This is a genomic window from Rheinheimera fenheensis (assembly GCF_039871805.1).
GTDB classification, from domain to species: Bacteria; Pseudomonadota; Gammaproteobacteria; order Enterobacterales; family Alteromonadaceae; genus Alishewanella; species Alishewanella fenheensis.
The window spans coordinates 116797-136539 of the sequence record NZ_JBDPJM010000001.1; the positions used below are offsets into that span (position 1 = coordinate 116797).

Annotated in this window: 17 protein-coding genes and 1 tRNA gene; 10 read left to right on the forward strand and 8 right to left on the reverse strand. The window is 52.5% G+C overall.

Translation table 11 applies throughout. The annotated features are described in order from the left end of the window. The first annotated feature begins 73 nt into the window (after nucleotides 1-73). The 5 genes from dnaG to ABGI61_RS00435 all read left to right on the forward strand — a co-directional run bounded on the left by dnaG (nucleotide 74) and on the right by ABGI61_RS00435 (nucleotide 5877). Nucleotides 74-1828, forward strand: coding sequence for a DNA primase (dnaG, locus tag ABGI61_RS00415; RefSeq protein WP_347595189.1), 1755 nt, complete (start codon nucleotides 74-76; stop codon nucleotides 1826-1828). Between the two features lie 85 nt (nucleotides 1829-1913). Then, a complete protein-coding gene (rpoD, locus tag ABGI61_RS00420; protein WP_347595192.1) occupies nucleotides 1914-3758 on the forward strand; it encodes an RNA polymerase sigma factor RpoD in 1845 nt (614 codons plus the stop codon). Between the two features lie 159 nt (nucleotides 3759-3917). Further along, nucleotides 3918-3994 (forward strand) — tRNA-Ile (locus tag ABGI61_RS00425). Between the two features lie 244 nt (nucleotides 3995-4238). After that, nucleotides 4239-5237 carry a PAS domain-containing protein gene (locus tag ABGI61_RS00430; RefSeq protein ID WP_347595195.1) on the forward strand — a complete coding sequence of 333 codons (999 nt, stop codon included), beginning with the start codon at nucleotides 4239-4241 and terminating at the stop codon, nucleotides 5235-5237. Between the two features lie 28 nt (nucleotides 5238-5265). Beyond that, nucleotides 5266-5877 carry a DUF502 domain-containing protein gene (locus ABGI61_RS00435; RefSeq protein WP_347595198.1) on the forward strand — a complete coding sequence of 204 codons (612 nt, stop codon included), beginning with the start codon at nucleotides 5266-5268 and terminating at the stop codon, nucleotides 5875-5877. An 84-nt stretch (nucleotides 5878-5961) separates the two neighbouring features. Here the strand turns inward: ABGI61_RS00435 and ABGI61_RS00440 are convergent, their stop codons facing one another. Then, nucleotides 5962-6198, reverse strand: coding sequence for a heavy-metal-associated domain-containing protein (locus tag ABGI61_RS00440; RefSeq protein WP_092797183.1), 237 nt, complete (start codon nucleotides 6196-6198; stop codon nucleotides 5962-5964). Nucleotides 6199-6362: 164 nt separating this feature from the next. Between ABGI61_RS00440 and ABGI61_RS00445 the strand changes: the two genes are divergently transcribed. Further along, nucleotides 6363-8732 (forward strand): heavy metal translocating P-type ATPase, encoded by a 2370-nt coding sequence (locus ABGI61_RS00445; RefSeq protein WP_347595202.1) that lies wholly within the window; start codon nucleotides 6363-6365, stop codon nucleotides 8730-8732. 10 nt (nucleotides 8733-8742) lie between these two features. Next, nucleotides 8743-9147 carry a Cu(I)-responsive transcriptional regulator gene (gene cueR / locus ABGI61_RS00450; protein ID WP_347595205.1) on the forward strand — a complete coding sequence of 135 codons (405 nt, stop codon included), beginning with the start codon at nucleotides 8743-8745 and terminating at the stop codon, nucleotides 9145-9147. Between the two features lie 65 nt (nucleotides 9148-9212). Here the strand turns inward: cueR and ABGI61_RS00455 are convergent, their stop codons facing one another. The 6 genes from ABGI61_RS00455 to ABGI61_RS00480 are packed head-to-tail and all read right to left on the reverse strand — an operon-like array spanning nucleotide 9213 to nucleotide 14593. Further along, nucleotides 9213-9728 (reverse strand): DUF411 domain-containing protein, encoded by a 516-nt coding sequence (locus ABGI61_RS00455; RefSeq protein WP_347595208.1) that lies wholly within the window; start codon nucleotides 9726-9728, stop codon nucleotides 9213-9215. Nucleotides 9729-9748: 20 nt separating this feature from the next. Further along, on the reverse strand, nucleotides 9749-10234 hold the full coding sequence (locus tag ABGI61_RS00460) for a YybH family protein (protein ID WP_347595211.1): 486 nt from the start codon (nucleotides 10232-10234) through the stop codon (nucleotides 9749-9751). Nucleotides 10235-10272: 38 nt separating this feature from the next. Further along, nucleotides 10273-11175: a CopD family protein gene (locus tag ABGI61_RS00465; protein ID WP_347595214.1), complete on the reverse strand. Its 903-nt coding sequence runs from the start codon at nucleotides 11173-11175 to the stop codon at nucleotides 10273-10275. Between the two features lie 17 nt (nucleotides 11176-11192). Further along, on the reverse strand, nucleotides 11193-11588 hold the full coding sequence (locus ABGI61_RS00470; RefSeq protein WP_347595217.1) for a copper resistance CopC family protein: 396 nt from the start codon (nucleotides 11586-11588) through the stop codon (nucleotides 11193-11195). Between the two features lie 33 nt (nucleotides 11589-11621). After that, entirely contained in the window at nucleotides 11622-12797 is a 1176-nt protein-coding gene (locus ABGI61_RS00475; RefSeq protein WP_347595220.1) for a copper resistance protein B, read from the reverse strand. After that, the gene (locus tag ABGI61_RS00480; protein WP_347595223.1) at nucleotides 12794-14593 is read right to left on the reverse strand and encodes a copper resistance system multicopper oxidase; all 1800 of its coding nucleotides are present in this window, start codon (nucleotides 14591-14593) and stop codon (nucleotides 12794-12796) included. The genes ABGI61_RS00475 and ABGI61_RS00480 overlap by 4 nt, the downstream gene beginning before the upstream one ends. A gap of 155 nt (nucleotides 14594-14748) precedes the next feature. Between ABGI61_RS00480 and ABGI61_RS00485 the strand changes: the two genes are divergently transcribed. Both ABGI61_RS00485 and ABGI61_RS00490 read left to right on the forward strand, forming a co-directional pair. Continuing rightward, nucleotides 14749-15435 carry a heavy metal response regulator transcription factor gene (locus ABGI61_RS00485; protein WP_347595226.1) on the forward strand — a complete coding sequence of 229 codons (687 nt, stop codon included), beginning with the start codon at nucleotides 14749-14751 and terminating at the stop codon, nucleotides 15433-15435. Further along, nucleotides 15416-16819, forward strand: a complete 1404-nt coding sequence (locus tag ABGI61_RS00490) for a Cu(+)/Ag(+) sensor histidine kinase (protein ID WP_347595229.1) — start codon at nucleotides 15416-15418, stop codon at nucleotides 16817-16819. The genes ABGI61_RS00485 and ABGI61_RS00490 overlap by 20 nt, the downstream gene beginning before the upstream one ends. A 33-nt stretch (nucleotides 16820-16852) precedes the next feature. Here the strand turns inward: ABGI61_RS00490 and ABGI61_RS00495 are convergent, their stop codons facing one another. Beyond that, nucleotides 16853-17476 (reverse strand): LysE family translocator, encoded by a 624-nt coding sequence (locus ABGI61_RS00495; RefSeq protein ID WP_347595232.1) that lies wholly within the window; start codon nucleotides 17474-17476, stop codon nucleotides 16853-16855. A gap of 419 nt (nucleotides 17477-17895) precedes the next feature. Between ABGI61_RS00495 and ggt the strand changes: the two genes are divergently transcribed. Next, a complete protein-coding gene (gene ggt / locus ABGI61_RS00500; RefSeq protein ID WP_347595235.1) occupies nucleotides 17896-19635 on the forward strand; it encodes a gamma-glutamyltransferase in 1740 nt (579 codons plus the stop codon). Nucleotides 19636-19743 lie beyond the last annotated feature (108 nt).

Genomic DNA, 19743 nt, shown 5'->3' on the forward strand with positions numbered 1-19743 from the left:
GCAAAGTTGATATCTGCATACCGTGCCCGCAAGGCACGGTTTGTCTTTTTCTGAATTACGCCGAAGGAAAAAGGTGGCAGGACAAATCCCAAAACAGTTTATCGACGATTTGCTGGCCCGTACCGACATCGTCGAACTGATTGACCAACGCGTACCGCTGAAAAAAGCCGGTAGAAATTACGCCGCCTGCTGCCCGTTTCATAGTGAAAAATCACCTTCTTTTACCGTAAGCCCGGACAAGCAGTTTTACCATTGCTTCGGCTGTGGTGCTCACGGCAACGCCATCAGTTTCATGATGGAGTTTGAACAGCTGGAATTTGTCGAAGCCATTGAAGAGCTGGCCCAGCTGCATCACCTTGAAGTGCCGCGCGAAAAAGGCAGCGGCCGTGCCCGCCCGGCGGCGCAGGCGGACGATTATCAGTTAATGCAACAAGCAGCCAGCTACTATCAGCAGCAATTGCAACAGCACCCCGACAGCCCTAAAGTACGCGAGTACATCGCCCGACGAGGTTTAAGCGAAAAAACCGTGGCTGATTTTGCCTTAGGCTACGCGCCTGAGAGTTGGGATGGCCTGCTAAAGCAATTAAGTCCGGTAAATCAGCGTGCACTACGCGACCAACTGGTCGAGCTTCGGCTAGTTAACCGTAACGATAATGGCCGCGAGTATGATTTTTTCCGTGACCGTTTAATGTTCCCTATTCGCGACAAACGCGGTCGTGTCATCGCCTTTGGCGGCAGGGTGCTAGGCGATGGTACGCCCAAGTATTTAAATTCGCCGGAAAGCCGTCTGTTTCATAAAGGCCGTGAGCTGTACGGCTTGTATGAGGTGCGCCAGCAACCGGGCCATGTCGAACAAATACTGGTGGTCGAAGGCTATATGGACGTGGTGGCACTGGCCGAGCATGACATCCGTTTTGCCGTCGCCTGTCTGGGCACCGCTACCACTTCAGACCATATGCATACCCTGTTTCGCTATACGCCCAAAGTGGTGTGCTGTTACGACGGTGACCGTGCCGGGCGCGATGCTGCCTGGCGTGCGCTACAAAGCGCCCTGCCACAGTTAAAAGACGGTGTTGAACTGAATTTTGTGTTTTTGCCCGACGGCGAAGACCCCGACTCCTTAGTGCAAAAGGAAGGCAAAGACGCCTTTTTGCAGCGCATAGCCAATGCGATGCCGCTGAACCAATATTTTTTCGAGCACCTGCTGCAAGAACATGATCCCGCTACCGACGCCGGCAAATCGGCCTTATCGGTGAAAGCGGCCGAGCTGATTAAACAAATTCCCAGCGAATATTACCGCGACAGCTTAAGCGATAAACTGGCTAACCTGCTGGGCAAAAGCCGTGAACGAACTAAAACAGCAGCTACCCGGGCACCCAACCGGGTAAAGCCGGCAGCCATTAAAATAACACCGATGCGCCGGGCTATTGGTTTATTGCTGCAAAACCCCAATTTAGTCAATATCATGCCCGATGCACCTGAGCTGGCCGATGCTGACATTCCGGGCATCACCTTGCTATTGAGTTTACAACAGCGATTAAAGCAGAACCCGCAGCTGACCACAGCCCAGCTGATAGAACAGTGGCGCGATTTACCCGAGTACAGTTTCTTAATGACGCTGGCCAGCTGGGAGCATCAGATAGAGCCTGAACAGTTGTCGCAGGAGTTTATTGATACCTTCCATTTTATTGAAGATCAGTACCTGCAAAAGCAACTGGACGAGCTGGCAATAAGAGCAAAACTAAATCAGCTGACTAAAGCTGAATGGCACAAATACAACCTGCTGCTGCAGGCGCTGAAAAGCAAAAAACCAAAGCTTGCGACCTAATGCAGCTGGCTAGAAAAGCCGCGCTTTGTTATAATCGCTAGTTCGCAATTTTACATTAATCAACATTGGTGGAAGATAAGTCTCTATGGAGCAAAATCCTCAGTCGCAGTTAAAACTCCTGATCCTGAAAGGTAAAGAGCAAGGTTATCTGACCTTTGCCGAGGTGAATGACCACCTGCCGCAAGACATTATCGATTCAGATCAGATAGAAGACATTATCCGCATGATCAATGACATGGGTATCCAGGTGTTTGAAAGCGCCCCTGATGCCGATGACCTGATTATGTCCGATGCCACCACCGACGAAGACGCGGTAGAAGAAGCCGCTCAAGCGTTAGTTAGCGTAGATAAAGAGCTGGGTCGCACCACCGATCCGGTGCGGATGTACATGCGTGAGATGGGTACGGTTGAGCTGTTAACCCGCGAAGGCGAAATTGATATCGCCAAGCGCATTGAAGACGGTATTAACACCGTACAAAGCTCTGTCGCCGAATACCCTGAAGCCATTACCTACTTATTAGAACAGTGGGACAAATACGAAGCGGAAGAAATTCGTTTAAGTGACATTGTTACCGCCTTTATCGATCCAAATGACATCGACGAAGCGCCAATCTCTGGCAGCCACATCGGTTCAGACGTGCCAGAAGATCAGCTGGACGATGATGATGACAGCGACGATGATGACGATAGCGACGGCGACTCTGACGATGGCGACAGCGGCCCGGATCCAGAAATGGCACGGCAGAAGTTTGGTGAATTACGTACGCAATATGATGTGACGCGTAACTCTATCGTGCAAAATGGCCGTGAGCACGCTACCACTAAAGCTGAAATTGAAAAGTTAAGCGAAGTGTTCCGCTGTTTCCGTCTGGTACCCAAGCAATTCGACCGCTTGGTTAAAAACATGCGTGAAATGATGGATCGCGTGCGCGTACAAGAACGCATTGTGATGAAGCACTGCGTTGAATACGCCAAAATGCCGAAGAAAAACTTCGTTAAAGCGTTTACTGGCTTTGAAACCTCAACCGCCTGGTTAGACGCCGAAATTGCGGCGAAAAAACCCTATTCAGAAAAGCTGGACGAGCACAAAGACGAGCTGGTTCGTAGCATTGAAAAGCTGAAGAAAATTGAAGAAGAAACCGGATTAAGCATCTTTAAAATTAAAGATATTAACCGTCGCATGTCGATTGGTGAGGCCAAAGCCCGCCGGGCGAAAAAAGAGATGGTCGAGGCCAACTTACGTCTGGTTATCTCGATTGCGAAAAAGTACACCAACCGTGGCTTGCAGTTCCTTGATTTAATTCAGGAAGGTAACATCGGCCTGATGAAAGCGGTAGATAAATTCGAATACCGTCGTGGTTACAAGTTTTCAACTTACGCCACCTGGTGGATCCGTCAGGCGATTACCCGTTCAATCGCCGACCAGGCCCGCACCATTCGTATCCCGGTGCACATGATTGAAACCATTAACAAGCTAAACCGTATTTCACGGCAAATGCTGCAGGAAATGGGCCGCGAGCCATCACCGGAAGAGTTATCTGAACGCATGCAGATGCCAGAAGATAAAATCCGCAAAGTACTGAAGATCGCCAAAGAGCCTATTTCCATGGAGACACCGATTGGTGATGATGAAGATTCGCATCTGGGCGACTTTATCGAAGACAGCAGTGGTGAATCACCGCTGGATTCGGCCACCATGGAAAGCCTGAAAAACGCCACTAACGAAGTGCTGGCTGGCTTAACCGCCCGTGAAGCCAAAGTGCTGCGTATGCGTTTTGGTATTGATATGAATACCGACCATACGCTGGAAGAAGTCGGCAAGCAGTTTGATGTAACGCGTGAGCGTATACGTCAAATTGAAGCCAAAGCTCTGCGTAAGCTGCGCCATCCGTCGCGTTCAGAAGTATTAAAAAGCTTCTTAGACGAGTAAAAGGCAAACACAGTCCCGCATTAATAAAGGCGCTTCAAGCGCCTTTATTGTTTTTATCGCTTAAAGCCTAAAAAAGCAGCAGTTAAGTACCATTAGCCGAATAAGCCGGATGACAAAGCCGGTAAAAGTTTTTATACTGCCTGCCGTTTCACCTGTGATGGCCCCATAGCTCAGTTGGTTAGAGCGCTCGACTCATAATCGATCGGTCGCTGGTTCGAGTCCAGCTGGGGCCACCATTTCAAGCTTCGCTTTCATGCTACCCCTCAGCGGACTATTCCCTCTTGCAGCTCAAGCTGCTGCGCGTTCAACTCGCGCAAAACGATGTTTTGCCACAGCGCTCGTTTCACCCAGCTGGGGCCACCATTTCAGGCTTCGCTGCCATCCTACCCTTTGAGAAATTTTCTAAAACTTCGTTAGCATGGCTTAACGCTTTGGCTTACACTGGATTACGCCCTGTCTGAGTTGTGATCACCATCTATTATGCTGCCACCTAAACTGCCACTGAACGAAGCTGAACGCTTGCAAGCGTTGTATACCACAGGGCTGTTGGATAGCCCGGAAAGTGCTGATTTTGATCGTTTTACCCGTCTGGCGCAGGCGCTGTTTGGTTGTAAAATTTCGCTGTTTACCCTGATTGATGAAAACCGCCAGTGGTTTATGTCGCGCCAGGGCACAGCACTCAAAGAAACGCCACGTGATGTGTCGTTCTGTGCCCACGCCGTGTTTGATGACAAGGTGCTGTATGTGCCCGATGCCAGAGCGGATGCCCGTTTTGCCGACAACCCGCTGGTAACCGGCCAGCCGGCAATCCGCTTGTATGCCGGTGTACCACTGCACTCCGTTGAGGGGCTACCGCTGGGCACGCTGTGTATTATCGACGACATGCCGCGCGAGTTAAATCAGTTACAGCTTACTTTACTGCAAGATCTGGCCGCATTAGCCGAGGCAGAAATAGCCCGCGGCAGCCTACAAAAACAAGCAAGACAACTGGCGCAGGAAAAAGAGCTGCTGGAGCACCAGCGTCAGCGATTATCCGCCTTTATTGAAGGCTCACGGCTGGCAACCTGGGAGTGGAACGTGCAAACCGGCGATGCCATGTTTAACGGGCGCTGGGCCGAAATTATTGGCTATGAACTGCACGAGCTGATGCCGCTGAGCGTTGAAACCTGGTTAAAGCTGATCCATCCGGCAGACAAAGCCCGCTCTGAACGGCTACTGCAACGGCATTTTGATGGCGAGCTGCCGTTCTACGAACTGGAGTGCCGTATGCAGCACAAAGCCGGACATTGGGTATGGATTTTAACCCAGGGTAAAGTCATCAGCCGCACCGAGCATGGCGCGCCACGTATTATGGCTGGCACCCACCAGGATATTACCGAGCGTAAAGCCAATGAGGACGCCATTACCGAAGCATTCAGCTTGTTGCAGCGCGTGTGCCGCAACGCTGGTTTGGATATTAGTCATTTGAATAGCCGTTAACAGGCGCCGATTTGTTGTAGGAACCTGCATGAAAATTGTTATACGAAGTTTACTCACCGGCCTGGCCATAGTGCTGCCACTGATTATCACGATTGAACTAGCACGCTGGCTGCTGAACCTGGTAGAAAGCAGCCTCGCTCCCGCACTTAAGTGGGTGCTGCCGGCACACTGGTACCTGCCGGGCATGGCGATCCTCAGCTTTATGCTGCTGTGTGTTGCTATTGGTTACAGCTCGCGCTGGCGGGGTTTTAATTGGCTGTGGCAACTGCCCGGTCAGGTGCTATTAAAACTGCCGGGCACCAAACAAATTTACGGCATGCTGCAGGATATTATCGATTTAATGGCCGGCAAAAACTTTGCCGATGGCTCGGTAGTGATGCTGAAGCTGCCACCGTCGGACATAGAGTTAATTGGCATTATTACCAAGCAAGGCGGCCAAAGCGATGATCGTATGTCTGCACTTATGCAGAATGATCAAATCGCGGTGTTTATTCCAATGGCCTACAACGTGGGTGGCTATACCGTTATCGTGCCACGCAGCTGCACCCGCAATATTGATATGAAGCCTGCTGAAGCCTTGCAGCTGGTGTTAAGTGGTGGTTTGGGCAGCAACAAAGCACCCGGTCATCGTCAGCAGTGAACCAAACGCTATAGCCCCCGTTACTTCGTCAAACACCCAGCAAAATCCGTTGCATGTAAAAGCCACCTTTCGGTGGCTTTTTCGTTAGGCGCTGTGGCAGGTGTTCGCCGGATTACAGCAGCTGGCTTTGACTTCTGTCGCCGGATATCCCGCCTCTGTTAAGACCTCCATTACCTCTGCAGAGCTCAGTTCCGTGCTGAGCTGCAGCGTTTTGTCGGTCAGGTTAGTCTGTATTTTTGCATCACCATCTGCTGTGAGGATGGCTTTGGTAACCATGCTAACGCAGTGGCCACATGTCATGTCAGCGATATGGAATTTCATAGTGTTTCTCTCCTGTAGTGTGTTCATGACACAAGCTAATGCTTGCCACTGTGGTACAGTCAAGCCGCTATTTTAAATTTTTTTGAAAGTTGTTTGACCTTGCCATAATGGTAAGGTTTAGTCTTGTTATGCCTGATAACATTTCTCAACCTGGAGTTACGGATATGGCAGCAACAATACAACTTGCAATAAAGGGCATGACCTGTGCGTCCTGCGCGAATCGGATTGAAAATGCACTGCGCGCTGTGGCCGGCGTGACCTCAGCCAGCGTCAACCTGGCAACAGACATCGCAACGGTAGCAGGCGATGCCCGCTTTGACGAGCTTAGTGCAGCGGTAACCAGTGCGGGCTATGAACTGGACACGGCTAACCGGCAATATGCGGTAAAGGGTATGACCTGTGCGTCTTGCGCCGGCCGGGTGGAAAAAAGCCTGTTAAAGGTGCCTGGTGTGCTAAGCGCGTCAGTAAACCTGGCCACAGAGCAGGTAAGCCTGACCCTGTTACCAGATACAGAAGATAGCGCCCTGAAACTGGCCGTTGCCGATGCCGGGTATGAGCTGATCCTCAGCCAGACTTCGTCTGTGGCGAAAAATACCCCAAGCAAAGCTGTGCGTTTTTATCAGCGCGACAGCTGGCCGGTGATCGGTGCTGCCCTGCTCACTTTACCTTTAGTACTGCCGATGGCTGGCATGTTGTTTGGCGCCGACTGGATGCTCCCAGCGTTGTGGCAATGGCTGTTAGCAACACCAGTACAATTTTACTTTGGCGCCCGCTTTTACAAAGCCGGCTGGCATGCACTTAAAGCGGGCACCGGCAATATGGATTTGCTGGTGTCAATTGGTACCAGTGCAGCTTATGGTTTATCGCTTTATCTGTGGTACAGCTTTGATGGGCATCATGGCGCACCACACCTGTACTTTGAAAGTGGCGCGGCAGTATTAACCCTGGTACTGCTGGGTAAGTTACTGGAGAAACGCGCCAAGCGTCGTACTACCGATGCGCTGCAAGCGCTGGAAAACTTAAAACCGACATCAGCGAGGGTCTGGCGCAATAATAGTTGGCACAGTATTGCAGCGGCTGAGCTGGTTAAAGGTGATCGCATTCAGGTGCTGCCAGGAGAGCGGATACCGGCCGACGGCATAGTGACAGAGGGCAGCAGCCATGTGGATGAGGCGCTTATCAGCGGTGAGAGTGTGCCGCTGCATAAAACCTCTGGCGATAAAGTAACGGGCGGCTCGGTTAATCTCGATGGCCGGCTCGAGTTTGAGGCCAGCGCCTTAGGTGCAGAATCCACCTTGTCAAAAATTATCCGCCTGGTAGAGCAGGCTCAGGGCGCGAAAGCACCAGTACAAGCCCTGGTGGATAAGATAAGCAGTATCTTTGTACCGGTAGTACTGCTGGTCGCCTTAGTCACCGTGCTGATTTGGGGCCTGGAGTTTGCCGATTGGCAACAAGGTATTCTTAATGCGGTTGCGGTATTGGTTATAGCCTGTCCCTGTGCTTTGGGTCTGGCCACTCCGGCGGCCATTATGGCCGGTACCGGCACAGCGGCGCGCCAGGGCATTTTGGTAAAAGATGCTGTCGCGCTGGAGCAGGCGACAAAAATTGATTATGTCGTGTTTGATAAAACCGGCACCCTCACCGAGGGTAAACCCGTATTAACGCAGCTGAATGCGCTTAACAACGAAACCGAGTTGGCCGCATTGGCCTATGCGTTATCACAGTACAGCGAGCACCCACTGGCCAAAGCCATTGTTAGCTATGCTATCAACCACAATGTCGATTTATTGGCAGTGTCGGATTTTGCTGTAGTGGCCGGAAAAGGCGTGAAAGCTAATGTCAAAGGCCGCGCGGTAATGCTGGGCTCGGGTAGCTGGATGCGGGAGATGGGGCTGACATTACCGCAAGATCTTATCGCTGTACCGGGCGCCTCGGTATCTTGGCTGGCAGAGAAAACGGATCAAGGCATAACATTACTCGGTTTGCTGTGTTTTGCTGATAAAGCCAAAGCCCAGGCAAAAAATGCGGTACATAAATTACAAGCTGCCGGTATTCAGGTTGCCATGTTAACGGGTGATTCAGCGGCTAGCGCCGAGTATGTCGCCAAAGAGCTGGGGCTAGACAACTTTAATGCCGAAGTGCTGCCGCAAGGTAAAGCAGAGGCCGTAGCGACCTATCAGGCACAAGGCTATAAAGTAGCGATGGTGGGCGATGGCATTAATGATGCCCCTGCTTTGGCTCAGGCTGATTTAGGTATCGCGATGGCAACAGGTACCGATGTTGCGGTCAGTGCGTCGGCATTTACGCTGATGCGTGGCGATCCGGAACTGGTGGCGACAGCATTGTTGCTTGCCAGTGCAACTTACCGCAATATTCAGCAAAATCTGTTCTGGGCCTTTGCCTTCAACACCATTGGAATACCGCTGGCGGCGATGGGCTTTTTAAACCCTGTGTTAGCTGGTGCAGCGATGGCGTGTAGCAGTGTGCTGGTGGTAACCAATGCCCTGCGTTTGCAACGCATGTCTTTTAAATAAGGAGCGATATATGGCGACCTTACTCACCATTGGTGATGCGGCAAAAGAAAGTGGCTTAAGCGCCAAAATGATCCGGCACTATGAGCAATCCGGTTTGCTGAGAAAATCACCACGCACTGATGCCGGTTACCGGCTTTACAATACTGAGCAAATTAACCAGCTACGTTTTATTCGTCAGGCGCGCAGCCTGGGGTTTTCGTTACACGATATCCAGTCGCTGCTGGCATTATGGCAAGACCCACAGCGTGAAAGCCGGGTGGTAAAACAGCTGGCTCAGCAACACCTGGATGAAATTGCCGGCAAAATTGCCGAGCTGCAGCATATGCAGCAGGTGCTGACTGCGTTGGCCGACAGCTGCCGGGGCGATGGCAGCCCACATTGCCATATCTTGCAGCAACTGGCGAAACCCGGCTGACAGTGTCGGGCTTCAATAAAAAACACCACTTTAAAAGTGGTGTTTTTTTAAGCGCCTATTATTGGCTACTGCATCGAAGCATCGCTGATGTGCGCGTAGACGCTGGCGCTGCCATCTTTGTTTAGCAGCAGAATGTCGTACGGCATAAAGCGGTCTTCGACTTCCATGCCCGGTGAGCCGAGCGGCATCGCCGGTACACTCAGGCCAATCGCATCCGGGTGCGACTCTGCGAGGAATTGCCGGATGTATTTAGCAGGGATATGGCCTTCAAAGGCATAGCCCTGCTCCGATACGGCGGTGTGGCAAGAGTAATACTGTGGTGAAATGCCATAGCGCGCTTTTATGCCACTTAAATCATCATAATCTTTCGTCTGTGCAACCACGCCTTGCTGCTCTAGGTGCGATACCCACTTTTTACAGCAACCGCAGCTTGGCGTTTTGTACACCGTGAGAGTTAGTGCTGTCGGATTGCCGGCACTGTCAAGCATAGCTGCAGTTTCAGGCTTAGCCAGGCCAGCGTCTTTACAACCGGCCAATAGCGCAGTTGCGGCCAGCACTAGTGCTGTCAGAGTTAACTTCATAATGAGCTCCCGCTGTTGTCTTAGTGCGACCAGTGCACATGCACGATCTTCCAACCGTCGCCGTTATCTACCAGCACCAGCGTTTCTTTACTGACTACGTCAACCGGCTTGCCTTTATAGTCGCCCGTCAGCTGGGTGCGGCTTACCGAGTAGGCCACATTGCCCAGCACCTTGGTCTGATGTTCCAGCGCCTGCGCCTGTACCGCCGCCATAAATTTCATATCGGCCAGCATATGGTGACTGGCATACTCGTCTGCCGAGCGCTCGACGCCATTACCTTCGACAATCAGCACGTCATCTGCCAGCATGGCGCGCACCGCTTTGGCATCACCAGCGCGTAACGCCTGATGAAACGCTGTTACCGTCTGCGCAGCGGCGGTGCTTTCGCCGACAAACAAGGCCGGGGTGGCAGGTTTTTCATTGCCGTGTGCCAGCGCACTAACGGGAGAGAGCAACGCCAGGCCCAGGCTGATGGCAGACAACGTTTGAATTTTATTGCGAAACATATTAGGTATCCTGTTGTAATTATTAGAATAAAGTAGGCTTAATGGGCTAAGCCCACCACAGTGGTAAAGCTGCTACTGGTTGCCAGCACCAATAGCGCTAACAGCATTTCGATAAAAATAGACCGCGCCAGCAAGCGGCTGTTCTGATGTTGCGCCAGCGCGTTGACCAGACTAAATTTGTGCCAGGCAGCTAGCAGTAACATGGCCGCGACCAACATCAACTTAAACAACATTAAGCGGCCATAGTCGGTGACAAACAGCTCTCTGGGCGAGTCAAGCAGTTGCAGTAAGATCAGCACGCCACAGCTGATCAGCAATACCAGCAGATAGAGCGCAACCTGACCAAACTGCTGCATCAGCACCAGCAGCCTGTCCGGAGCCAAGCGGTAACAACTTTGCCACAGCGGTAGCAAGGAGCCTACCCAAGTCGCTATTGCCAGCACATGCAGCGTCAGTAACAGCTGCCACAGGCCAGTCAAACTGGCCACGTGGCCGGTTTGACTAAAACTGGCCGCGAGCAATAGCGCGCCGATACTCACTAGCGCAATACTCACCGCTTTGCCGCTATGCTTAACGCGCCAGGCCCAAAGCCACAGCGTCGCAAAACCACATAACAGTAAAAGCAGCTGGGTACGCATTGCCGATTGCCAAACCATCTGCAGCATCACGCTGTCAGCCATGCCTGCTATACCCGCCTCGGCTAGTGCGCCTGCCTTTAGCGGCAGATACAGTAACGCCAGTACCATCCCTGCGGCCGACCATCCCAGTACAAGACGTTTTAACCACAGCCGAAAGGCGCAGCTGTCAGACTGTGACTGTGATTGCCCCTGAGTTAAAGCCGGTAACAGCAGCAAAAACGCCGCACCAATACTGCCGCTCACCGCCAGATAATTCAGTAGTTTGTGAGCAAATAAGGCTAACACCCAGGCATCGCTAAACATCGATAATCTCAGCCCATCTAGTGCTGATGCGCGTGCGCGCTATCAGCTTTCACCCCGGCGTCAGTGCTGGCGTGCAGCATAAAACTGAAATCACCTTTCATTTTATGCCCGTCTTCGCCCAAACCTACCCAGTTAACCTGATAACTACCGATCTCCAGCAATGGCAACGGCCAGCTAAACTGCGCGGCAGCAGCAGTGGGCGTAAAGCCAAAATCGATAGCACTGCCGTTATCGTGCAACAGCGTGACTTTCGTCAGCCGGATCGGGCCACTAAAGCTGATACTGAGTACATCCGGTGCCTGCATTAGCATGGCGTTATCCGCCGGCACCGAGCCGCTTTGTTTAACATGCGCCAGCACCAGCCCGGCAAACGCCAAACAGAGCAGGGTAAGCAGCGAGATTAATTTTTTCATGTTGATCACCTTATTTATTAAAACCCTGATCTATTAAAACCAGAAACGCACACCGGCAACCCAGGATGTTTCTGCTGTCGATGTATCCTGCAGGCGGGCAAAATCTGCCGTGTTACCATATTTGTTATGCCACTCTACCCCAACATAGGGTGCGAACTGGCGGGTAAATTCATAGCGCAGCCGAAGCCCGGCGCCCAGTGAAGACAGGCCTTTACCCAGCTGATTGACCTCATCGTCTTTGCCATAGGCTGTCAGCTCCGCCCGGGCCTGCAGGATCAGGCGCTGCGTTAACAGCAGCTCATATTCCGCTTCGGCACTTAACGCGGTGCGACCACCACTGCCCAGATAAGCCGTGACATCCACTTCAAACCAGTACGGCGCCAAGCCCTGCACACCCAATGCTAGCCACTGCCGGTTTGTACCATCGGCAACCTGATCAGCGCGCAGCCCAAGCTGACTATCCCAATAAGCCGCTATCGCATGGCTCCATAACAGCTCGGTGCTGCTCTCTTCCAGCTTACCGTCACTGATTTCCGCTTCGGTTTTCAGCACCAACCGATCATAGGTCGTGCCGTACCAGGCTTGCAGCTCCAGTTCGGTGGCATCACTGTCGGCATTGTATTCCAGCCGATCGCCCAGCACCGACCACTGTGGATGTTCAACACCGTGCTTTAAATGGCGTGAATCGGCCATGCCATAGGGCCCATCAGTCAGGGTGTAGCCGTTGGAGTAAGCATGCGGATCGCGGGCATTAGCCGGCGCCTTACCGCCTTGCATCTGCATATCGGCATGGTTCATCGTGCTGTGATCCATACTGCTATGATCCACGGCCTGCTCAGTGTGGCCCATTTTGCTGTGGTCCATACCGCTATGATCCATCTGACTGTGGTCCATCTTGCTATGGTCAACCGTCGGCTCTGTGTGGCCCATTTTACTGTGGTCCATGCCGCTATGATCCATCTGACTATGATCCATATCACTAGGGTTCATCTTGCTATGGTCCATCTGGCTATGGTCAACCGCCTGCTCAGCGTGGTCCTTTTTACTGTGACCCATCTGGCTATGGTCCATTTTGCTGTGCTCCGTGCCACTGTGCGTTGGTACCGGCGGTTTCTCAGTGGCGCTCTGCGCTGCCACGCCAGGGCTGAGCGCCAAAGTACAGGCCAGCGTCAGCAGCGACAAGGTTAGCGTAACATTGGCTGTTTTCATGACACCACCACTTCTCTGAACATACCCGCATCCATATGGAACAATAAATGACAATGCCAGGCCCAGCGCCCGACATCATGCGGCGTGGTTAAAAAGCTGATGCGCTGCGCCGGTTGCACCGGTATGGTATGGCGGCGCACCTGTACGGCACCTTTTTCACTTTCCAGATCACTCCACATACCGTGCAAATGCATGGGGTGGGTCATCATGGTGTCGTTTTGCAAGATCACCCGGATACGCTGGTTCAGTTTCATATGCACCGGTGTGCTTTTACTAAACTCCAAACCGTCAAACGACCAGGTGTAGCGCTCCATATTGCCGGTCAGATGCAGCTCAATTTCTGCCTCCGGGCCGCCCGGCTCAATAATACCGTCCAGCGAATGTAAATCGGCCAGGGTCAGCGCGCGCCGCCCGGTATTGCGCAAACCAATACCCGGATCGTCCAGGTTGGTTCTTGGCATATCCACCCGCATATCCACCGACGGGCCATACTCGGTGCTGGCATGACGCACCGTTGAACTGGCTTTGGCATAAGGCACCGCTGGGCCATGCTGACTGTGTTCGATAGCCATAGCACCATGCTGGCTATGATCTTCCGCGCCATTGCCGTGCGCCATATCGCTGTGGCTGTCGCTAGCGCCATGGTTCATATTGCCCATCATGTCAGCCATCGTCAGCCACTCCACCGGATCCAGCGCCGGCACCGGGGCGTGCAAGCCCTCGGCCACGGCCAGGGTACCGCGGGCATAACCACTGCGGTCCATACTCTGGGCAAAAATGGTGTACGCATCCTCTTGTGGCGACACGACAACATCATAGGTTTCGCCCGGGCCAAAGCGGAACTCGTCCACCGTTACCGGGTGCACATTCTGGCCATCGGCCTGCACCACGGTCATTTTCAGCTCGGGAATACGCACATCAAAAAAGCTGTTGCTGGAGCCATTGATAAACCGCAGCCGCACGCGCTCGCCGCGCTTAAATAAGGCTCGCCAGTTGTTCAGTGGTGTGCTGCCATTCATTAAATAGGTAAAAGTGGCCGCAGAGATATCCGCCAGATCGGTTGGATTCATGCGCATTTGCTGCCACATCTGCCGTTTTGCCAGCGCCGCGTCCAGCCCTCTGGCCGTGATATCGCGCAGCATGTCCTGCACCGTTGGCTGATTAAAATTATACAAATCGCTTTGCACTTTTAATTTGCGAAACACCGTATGCGGATCTTCATCGGTCCAATCCGACAGCTGCACCACATATTCGCGGTCGGCGGCAATCAGGTCCTGCGCTTTGGGTTCAATGATCAGCGCGCCATACATGCCGGTCATTTCCTGAAAGCCACTGTGCGAGTGATACCAGTAAGTGCCGCTTTGTTTTAGCGTAAAGCGATAGACAAAGGTTTCGCCGGGCATAATTCCTCTGAAGCTCATGCCGGGTACGCCGTCCATCTGGTAGGGTAAAATAATACCGTGCCAGTGAATTGAGCTGGGCACCGACAAGGTATTGGTTACCCGAATGGTTACCTCATCGCCTTCGCGCAAGCGTAAAGTCGGTGCCGGTATCGAACCATTGATGGTGGTGGCTTTACGGACCACGCCGGTAAAATTTACCAGCGCTTCGCCGATGGTTAAATCAATTACCTTACCGCTCAGCTCAGTGGCATAGCCGGTAAAGGCATTATCTTTAAAGGCGCTACCCGCCCTGACGATATGCGGAAAAGTGGCCAGCACGCCCCCCACCGCCAGCCCCTGCACAAACCGGCGCCGTGAAACAGATACCGGCATCTTTGCGTTGGCCTTTATCATCTGCAACCTCCAATACACTCTGTATGCGTAGCAGTGTAGAGGACGAAACTGTCAGCAGCATGACCTGAACATGACAAAGTTGTAATCTTACTGTCATGTTGCTGTTTGGTGGTTTATGGCCTAATACTGCCAGAGCGGTTTTTGGAGAGAACAACGTGCGTTTGCTGATTGTGGAAGATGAACAAAAAACCGGCGACTATCTGAAGCAAGGCCTGAGCGAAGCCGGTTTTCAGGTGTCACTGGTCAGAAATGGCCTGGATGGCCATCATCTGGCGATGACAGAAGATTTCGATTTAATCATGCTGGATGTGATGCTGCCGGACGTCAGCGGCTTGCGTATTGTGCAGGCGCTAAGAGAAAACCGTAACCACACGCCGGTACTGTTTCTGTCAGCCCGCGACAGTGTCGACGACCGGGTAAAAGGCCTGGAGCTTGGCGCCGACGACTACCTGATCAAACCCTTTGCTTTTTCAGAAGTGCTGGCCCGGGTCAGAACCCTGCTACGGCGAGGTCAGGCCGCACCGCAGTCAGAATTATTGCAGGTCGCCGATTTACAACTGGATATCGCCAAGCGTAAAGCCAGCCGTAGTGGCGCTAAAATAACACTGAGTAATCAGGAATTTAGCTTGCTTGAACTGCTAATGCGCCGCCGTGGCGAAGTACTGCCGCGATCCTTAATCGCCTCGCAGGTGTGGGATATGAATTTTGACAGCGACACCAATGTTATCGACGTGGCAATCCGCCGCTTGCGCGCCAAAATTGATGATGGCTTTGCGGCAAAACTGATCCATACCGTGCGCGGTATGGGCTATAAACTGGACGATGAGCAAACTGATGCATAACGCTGGCAAACGCCCACTCTCAATCACCGTTCGCGTGGTACTCTTTGTCGCGCTGACCATTTCGGTTTGTCTGTTCTTCGTGCAGCAATTGCTGCTCAGCTCCGTCGAACATCACTTTATCGAGCAGGATGCCGACGAATTAGCCGTGATCCTGCACGCGGTTGAGCACACGCTGACTACCGCTCAGGACGGCCAGCAACAGCCGGCACAGACGCTCTCCAAAGCGGTATCGGGCCATCACGGTGTCTACTATCAGGTGATGGATAGTCAGGACCGCTTACTGTACCGTAATGCCGACATTGACTTAAGCCAGCTGGCAGCCAACACCCCGGCCAGTGCCGACTACAATGCCAAAGCCATCCACAACTGGCAGCTGGACGGCAAAGCCTATCGCGGCGTGTTCAGCCGCCTTAATACGGCAGATCAGCAGTATCTGGTGATTGCCGCTATCGACATCAGTTTTCATGCGCATTTCTTAGCGCAGTTACAGCGCAGCCTGGGGCTGATTTTACTCGGCTCTGCGCTGCTGACCCTGCTGGCCGCCTGGTTGGCGGTGCATCAGGGATTAAAACCGCTTAGAGGGTTAAGCGCGCAAATGCGTGATATTCAAACCAGCAAACTGGATATTCGTTTATCACCAGGCGAGGTTCCGGCCGAGCTGCGGCATATGGTGCAGTCTTTTAATCTGATGCTAGACCGGCTGGAGCAAGGGTTTACCAAGTTGTCGCACTTTAGTGCCGATATCGCCCATGAACTGCGCACGCCGCTGACCAATATGATCACGCAAACCCAGGTCAGCTTATCGCGCGCGCGCAGCGCCGACGAGTACCAAAATCTGCTGTTCTCTAATCTGGAGGAACTTGAGCGGCTGAATAAAATGATTAGCGATATGCTGTGGCTGGCCAAAAGTGACAATGGCCTGTTAACGCTGCAAAAGCAGCCGCTGGACCTGAAGCAGGAAGTAACCGCGATTTTCAACTTTTTCGAAGCCTGGGCGGCAGAAAGTCAGGTTGGCCTAAGCTATCAGGGCGCCAATATTATAGTGCAGGCCGATCGCACCTTACTGCGCCACGCCCTGACCAATTTATTATCCAATGCGCTTCGGTATACCCCGCCCGGCGAAACCATTAGCGTCAGCACCACGGCAGCAGCCGACAGCACCACCATCACAGTAACAAACCCCGGCACACCTATCCCGCCACAGCATCTGCCGTTTTTGTTCGATCGCTTCTATCGTGCTGACGCCTCGCGCCAACGGCAGATAGAAGGCTCGGGTTTAGGCCTGGCCATCACCAAAGCCATAGTCGATGCACATCAGGGCCAGTTAAGCGTTGAATCGGATGCGCGCTCTACCCGCTTTAGCATCAGGCTTAAACTGGCGTAACGCCGGTTAAATTCAACGCGTTGCTGTGCGGTATTAGCCGAGTAACATCCATAGCGCCACGCCAAACATCAGGCTGGCGCCGATGCGGTTTAAATACTGCACCCGGTTGGTTTTGCTGAAAAACAGAGCCAAAGCTTTGCCGCCACTGGCGTACAGCAACATAGAGCCAAATTCCAGCAGCAGAATAATGACCACTAACACCAACAATTGCGGCCAAAACGCCAACTGGCTATCGATAAAGGGCGGCAACAACGCCATATGAAACGCCCAGCCTTTGGGGTTAGACACGGCAGTAATAAAGCCCTGGCTAAACAAAGTACGCCGGGCCAGTTTAGCCGGTAACTCACCGGGCTGCGGCAGTGCCAGCTTGCCCTTAGCGCGCCACATCTGCAGGCCAATCCAGGCCAGATAGGCCGCGCCTACCAGCTTAAACCACTGAAACAACGTCGGAAACTGAAGCATGATTGCTGCCACACCGCACACCGCCAGTATCGCCACCAGCGCCACGCCGAGCATTTCGCCCCACATCATCCACAAGGTGCGGCGCACGCCCTGGCTCATGCCCAACGTCATCGCCAGCGTCATGCACATGCCCGGCGTGACAGAAACAAACAAAAACGTCGGAATAAACGCGCCCATCAACGCCAGATTAACCATAACCACCTCAGCAGCAAACTGGCGCTATTCTGGCCGGTTGTAGCAGTGCCAGCAAGGGCTTTTGGCAGGGTTTTTCGTAAGATAATCGCAGTGCGACCAAACCGATACTGACATAATTATCGGCGTGCGATCCAATCCTGTCCCACTGTTTCGACTAAGCTGTGGTACAGCCATTTCATCAACTCTACAGTATCCGGATGCCGCCAACGCGTGTTAAACGGACTAATCCGTATTAGTCGTCATCGTTATTGTCAGTTGTACCTATAAGTTATTGTAATTTTTAAAGAAGCGCTGTAGTGTTATAAACATTAAATTTACAAACACCCCAAAGCGTTAGCGGGCTTTCATCTTATGACAATACGTTGTCGATAAAATCCAAAGTACTGCCAACAATCACACTACAGGAGTTGCAGACCTCGATGAAGGGAATTATTCGCTTTTTGAAATGGGCCTTTGCCATCATTTCAGTGATTGGCCTTGCCTCACTTGTGGCAGGATTGTCGTTTCGCTCGGGGTTAGGCACGCCAACCACAGAATTCAAAGAAAAAGCTGTGTATGCACCGCATGGCGTAGTGGCGACCAGCCAACCCTTAGCCAGTCAGGCTGGTTTGGCCGTGCTGCAAAATGGTGGCAACGCCGTGGATGCGGCAGTGACCGCCGCGGCCGTGTTAAGTGTCGTGGAACCCTACATGACCGGTATTGGCGGCGATATGTTTGCGATGGTTTGGTTGGAGCGTGAGCAACGCCTGATCGGTATCGATGGCAGTGGCCATGCCGGTGCGCTGATGACGCTCGACAAATTGGCGGGCCGCAATCGCGTACCCGACGAGGGCGCGCAATCCATTACCTTGCCCGGAGCGCTAAGTGGCTGGGCCACCTTGCTGCAAACCCATGGCACTATCAGTCTGGCACAAGCCTTGGCACCAGCGATTGAATTGTCCGAAAAAGGCTTCCCCATCTCGAAAACCACAGCACAGGAATGGGGCCTTTTTGAAAGTAAAATCAATTATGACCTAGGGGCAAGAAGCACCTTCTTAATGGATGGCGGCCGCACACCTGTTGCCGGTGATTGGTTTGTCAATCCAGACTATGCCAACACACTGAAACGGATCGCAGCAGAAGGACCGCAGGTGCTGTATGGTGGTGAACTGGGTGAGAAAATTGCGGCACGCGTGCAAGAGTTAGGTGGCTATTTGACCGCTGACGACTTTGCTAATTATCAGGCGAAGTGGGTAGAGCCGATGTCAGTGTCCTATAACGAATATCGTTTATGGGAGCTACCGCCAAATGGACAGGGCATTGCGGCGCTTGAAATGCTGAAAATCTTAGAGCCCTATGATTTAAAGGCGATGCAGCATAATTCAGCCAGCTATTTACACCATCTAATTGAAGCCAAAAAGTTAGCTTATGCCGACCTCGAACATTTTGTCGGTGATCCCGATTTCATGCAGATAAAAGCGGAACAGTTGTTAGAGGATACTGTTATTGCGAAACGGCGTGCGTTGATTAAGCCGGAACAGGCCATGCAGCAAGCAGAGCCGGAAGCGTCCCTCACCACCAGCGACACCACCTATTTGAGCGTGGCAGACAAAGACGGCAATATGGTGTCTTTTATTAACAGCATTGCCGGGCCTTTTGGTTCAGGCGTTGTGGTCCCGGGCACCGGTTTTGCTTTACAAAATCGCGGTGTCGGTTTGTCGCTACAACCCGGCCGCGCCAACACCGTTGCCCCCGGCAGAAAGCCATTTCATACTATTATTCCTGGTTTTGTCACTAAAACGGTTGCTGGCGGTAAGCAACAACCCTGGTTAAGTTTTGGTATTGTCGGTGGTCCGCAGCAGCCTCAGGCGCATGTGCAAATGCTGCTGAATATGGTGGTGTTTGATATGGATGTACAAGAAGCCATTGACGCGCCGCGGTTTCGCCATTGGGAGGGCAATAGCGTCAGCTTTGAACAGGGCATCCCTCAGAGTACTGTGGATAAGCTCTATTCGCTTGGACATGCGCCGCAAAACCCGGTGATGGCAACCGTACAGGGCTTTTTTCACGGCAATAACCCCGGACTGGTATTTGGCGGCGGACAAGGTGTGATGAAAATGTCCAAAGGCTATGTCGCAGGTTCGGATTCCCGCCGCGATGGCGTGGCAGCGGCACATTAGCTTGCATAACTAATAATGAGGGTCATTTCAACATTAAAGCTGCTATATAAATAGGGTCAGATAAACCTTAACGCTGCTATAGCCAGGTTAATGTTGCTCTGACCCCGT

Excerpts from the sequence above, each read along its gene's own strand:
- rpoD (WP_347595192.1), top strand. The coding sequence starts at position 1,914 with ATGGAGCAAAATCCTCAGTCGCAGTTAAAACTCCTGATCCTGAAAGGT.
- ABGI61_RS00430 (WP_347595195.1), top strand. The coding sequence starts at position 4,239 with ATGCTGCCACCTAAACTGCCACTGAACGAAGCTGAACGCTTGCAAGCG.
- ABGI61_RS00435 (WP_347595198.1), top strand. The coding sequence starts at position 5,266 with ATGAAAATTGTTATACGAAGTTTACTCACCGGCCTGGCCATAGTGCTG.
- ABGI61_RS00440 (WP_092797183.1), bottom strand. The coding sequence starts at position 6,198 with ATGAAATTCCATATCGCTGACATGACATGTGGCCACTGCGTTAGCATG.
- ABGI61_RS00445 (WP_347595202.1), top strand. The coding sequence starts at position 6,363 with ATGGCAGCAACAATACAACTTGCAATAAAGGGCATGACCTGTGCGTCC.
- cueR (WP_347595205.1), top strand. The coding sequence starts at position 8,743 with ATGGCGACCTTACTCACCATTGGTGATGCGGCAAAAGAAAGTGGCTTA.
- ABGI61_RS00455 (WP_347595208.1), bottom strand. The coding sequence starts at position 9,728 with ATGAAGTTAACTCTGACAGCACTAGTGCTGGCCGCAACTGCGCTATTG.
- ABGI61_RS00460 (WP_347595211.1), bottom strand. The coding sequence starts at position 10,234 with ATGTTTCGCAATAAAATTCAAACGTTGTCTGCCATCAGCCTGGGCCTG.
- ABGI61_RS00465 (WP_347595214.1), bottom strand. The coding sequence starts at position 11,175 with ATGTTTAGCGATGCCTGGGTGTTAGCCTTATTTGCTCACAAACTACTG.
- ABGI61_RS00470 (WP_347595217.1), bottom strand. The coding sequence starts at position 11,588 with ATGAAAAAATTAATCTCGCTGCTTACCCTGCTCTGTTTGGCGTTTGCC.
- ABGI61_RS00475 (WP_347595220.1), bottom strand. The coding sequence starts at position 12,797 with ATGAAAACAGCCAATGTTACGCTAACCTTGTCGCTGCTGACGCTGGCC.
- ABGI61_RS00480 (WP_347595223.1), bottom strand. The coding sequence starts at position 14,593 with ATGATAAAGGCCAACGCAAAGATGCCGGTATCTGTTTCACGGCGCCGG.
- ABGI61_RS00490 (WP_347595229.1), top strand. The coding sequence starts at position 15,416 with ATGAGCAAACTGATGCATAACGCTGGCAAACGCCCACTCTCAATCACC.
- ABGI61_RS00495 (WP_347595232.1), bottom strand. The coding sequence starts at position 17,476 with ATGGTTAATCTGGCGTTGATGGGCGCGTTTATTCCGACGTTTTTGTTT.
- ggt (WP_347595235.1), top strand. The coding sequence starts at position 17,896 with ATGAAGGGAATTATTCGCTTTTTGAAATGGGCCTTTGCCATCATTTCA.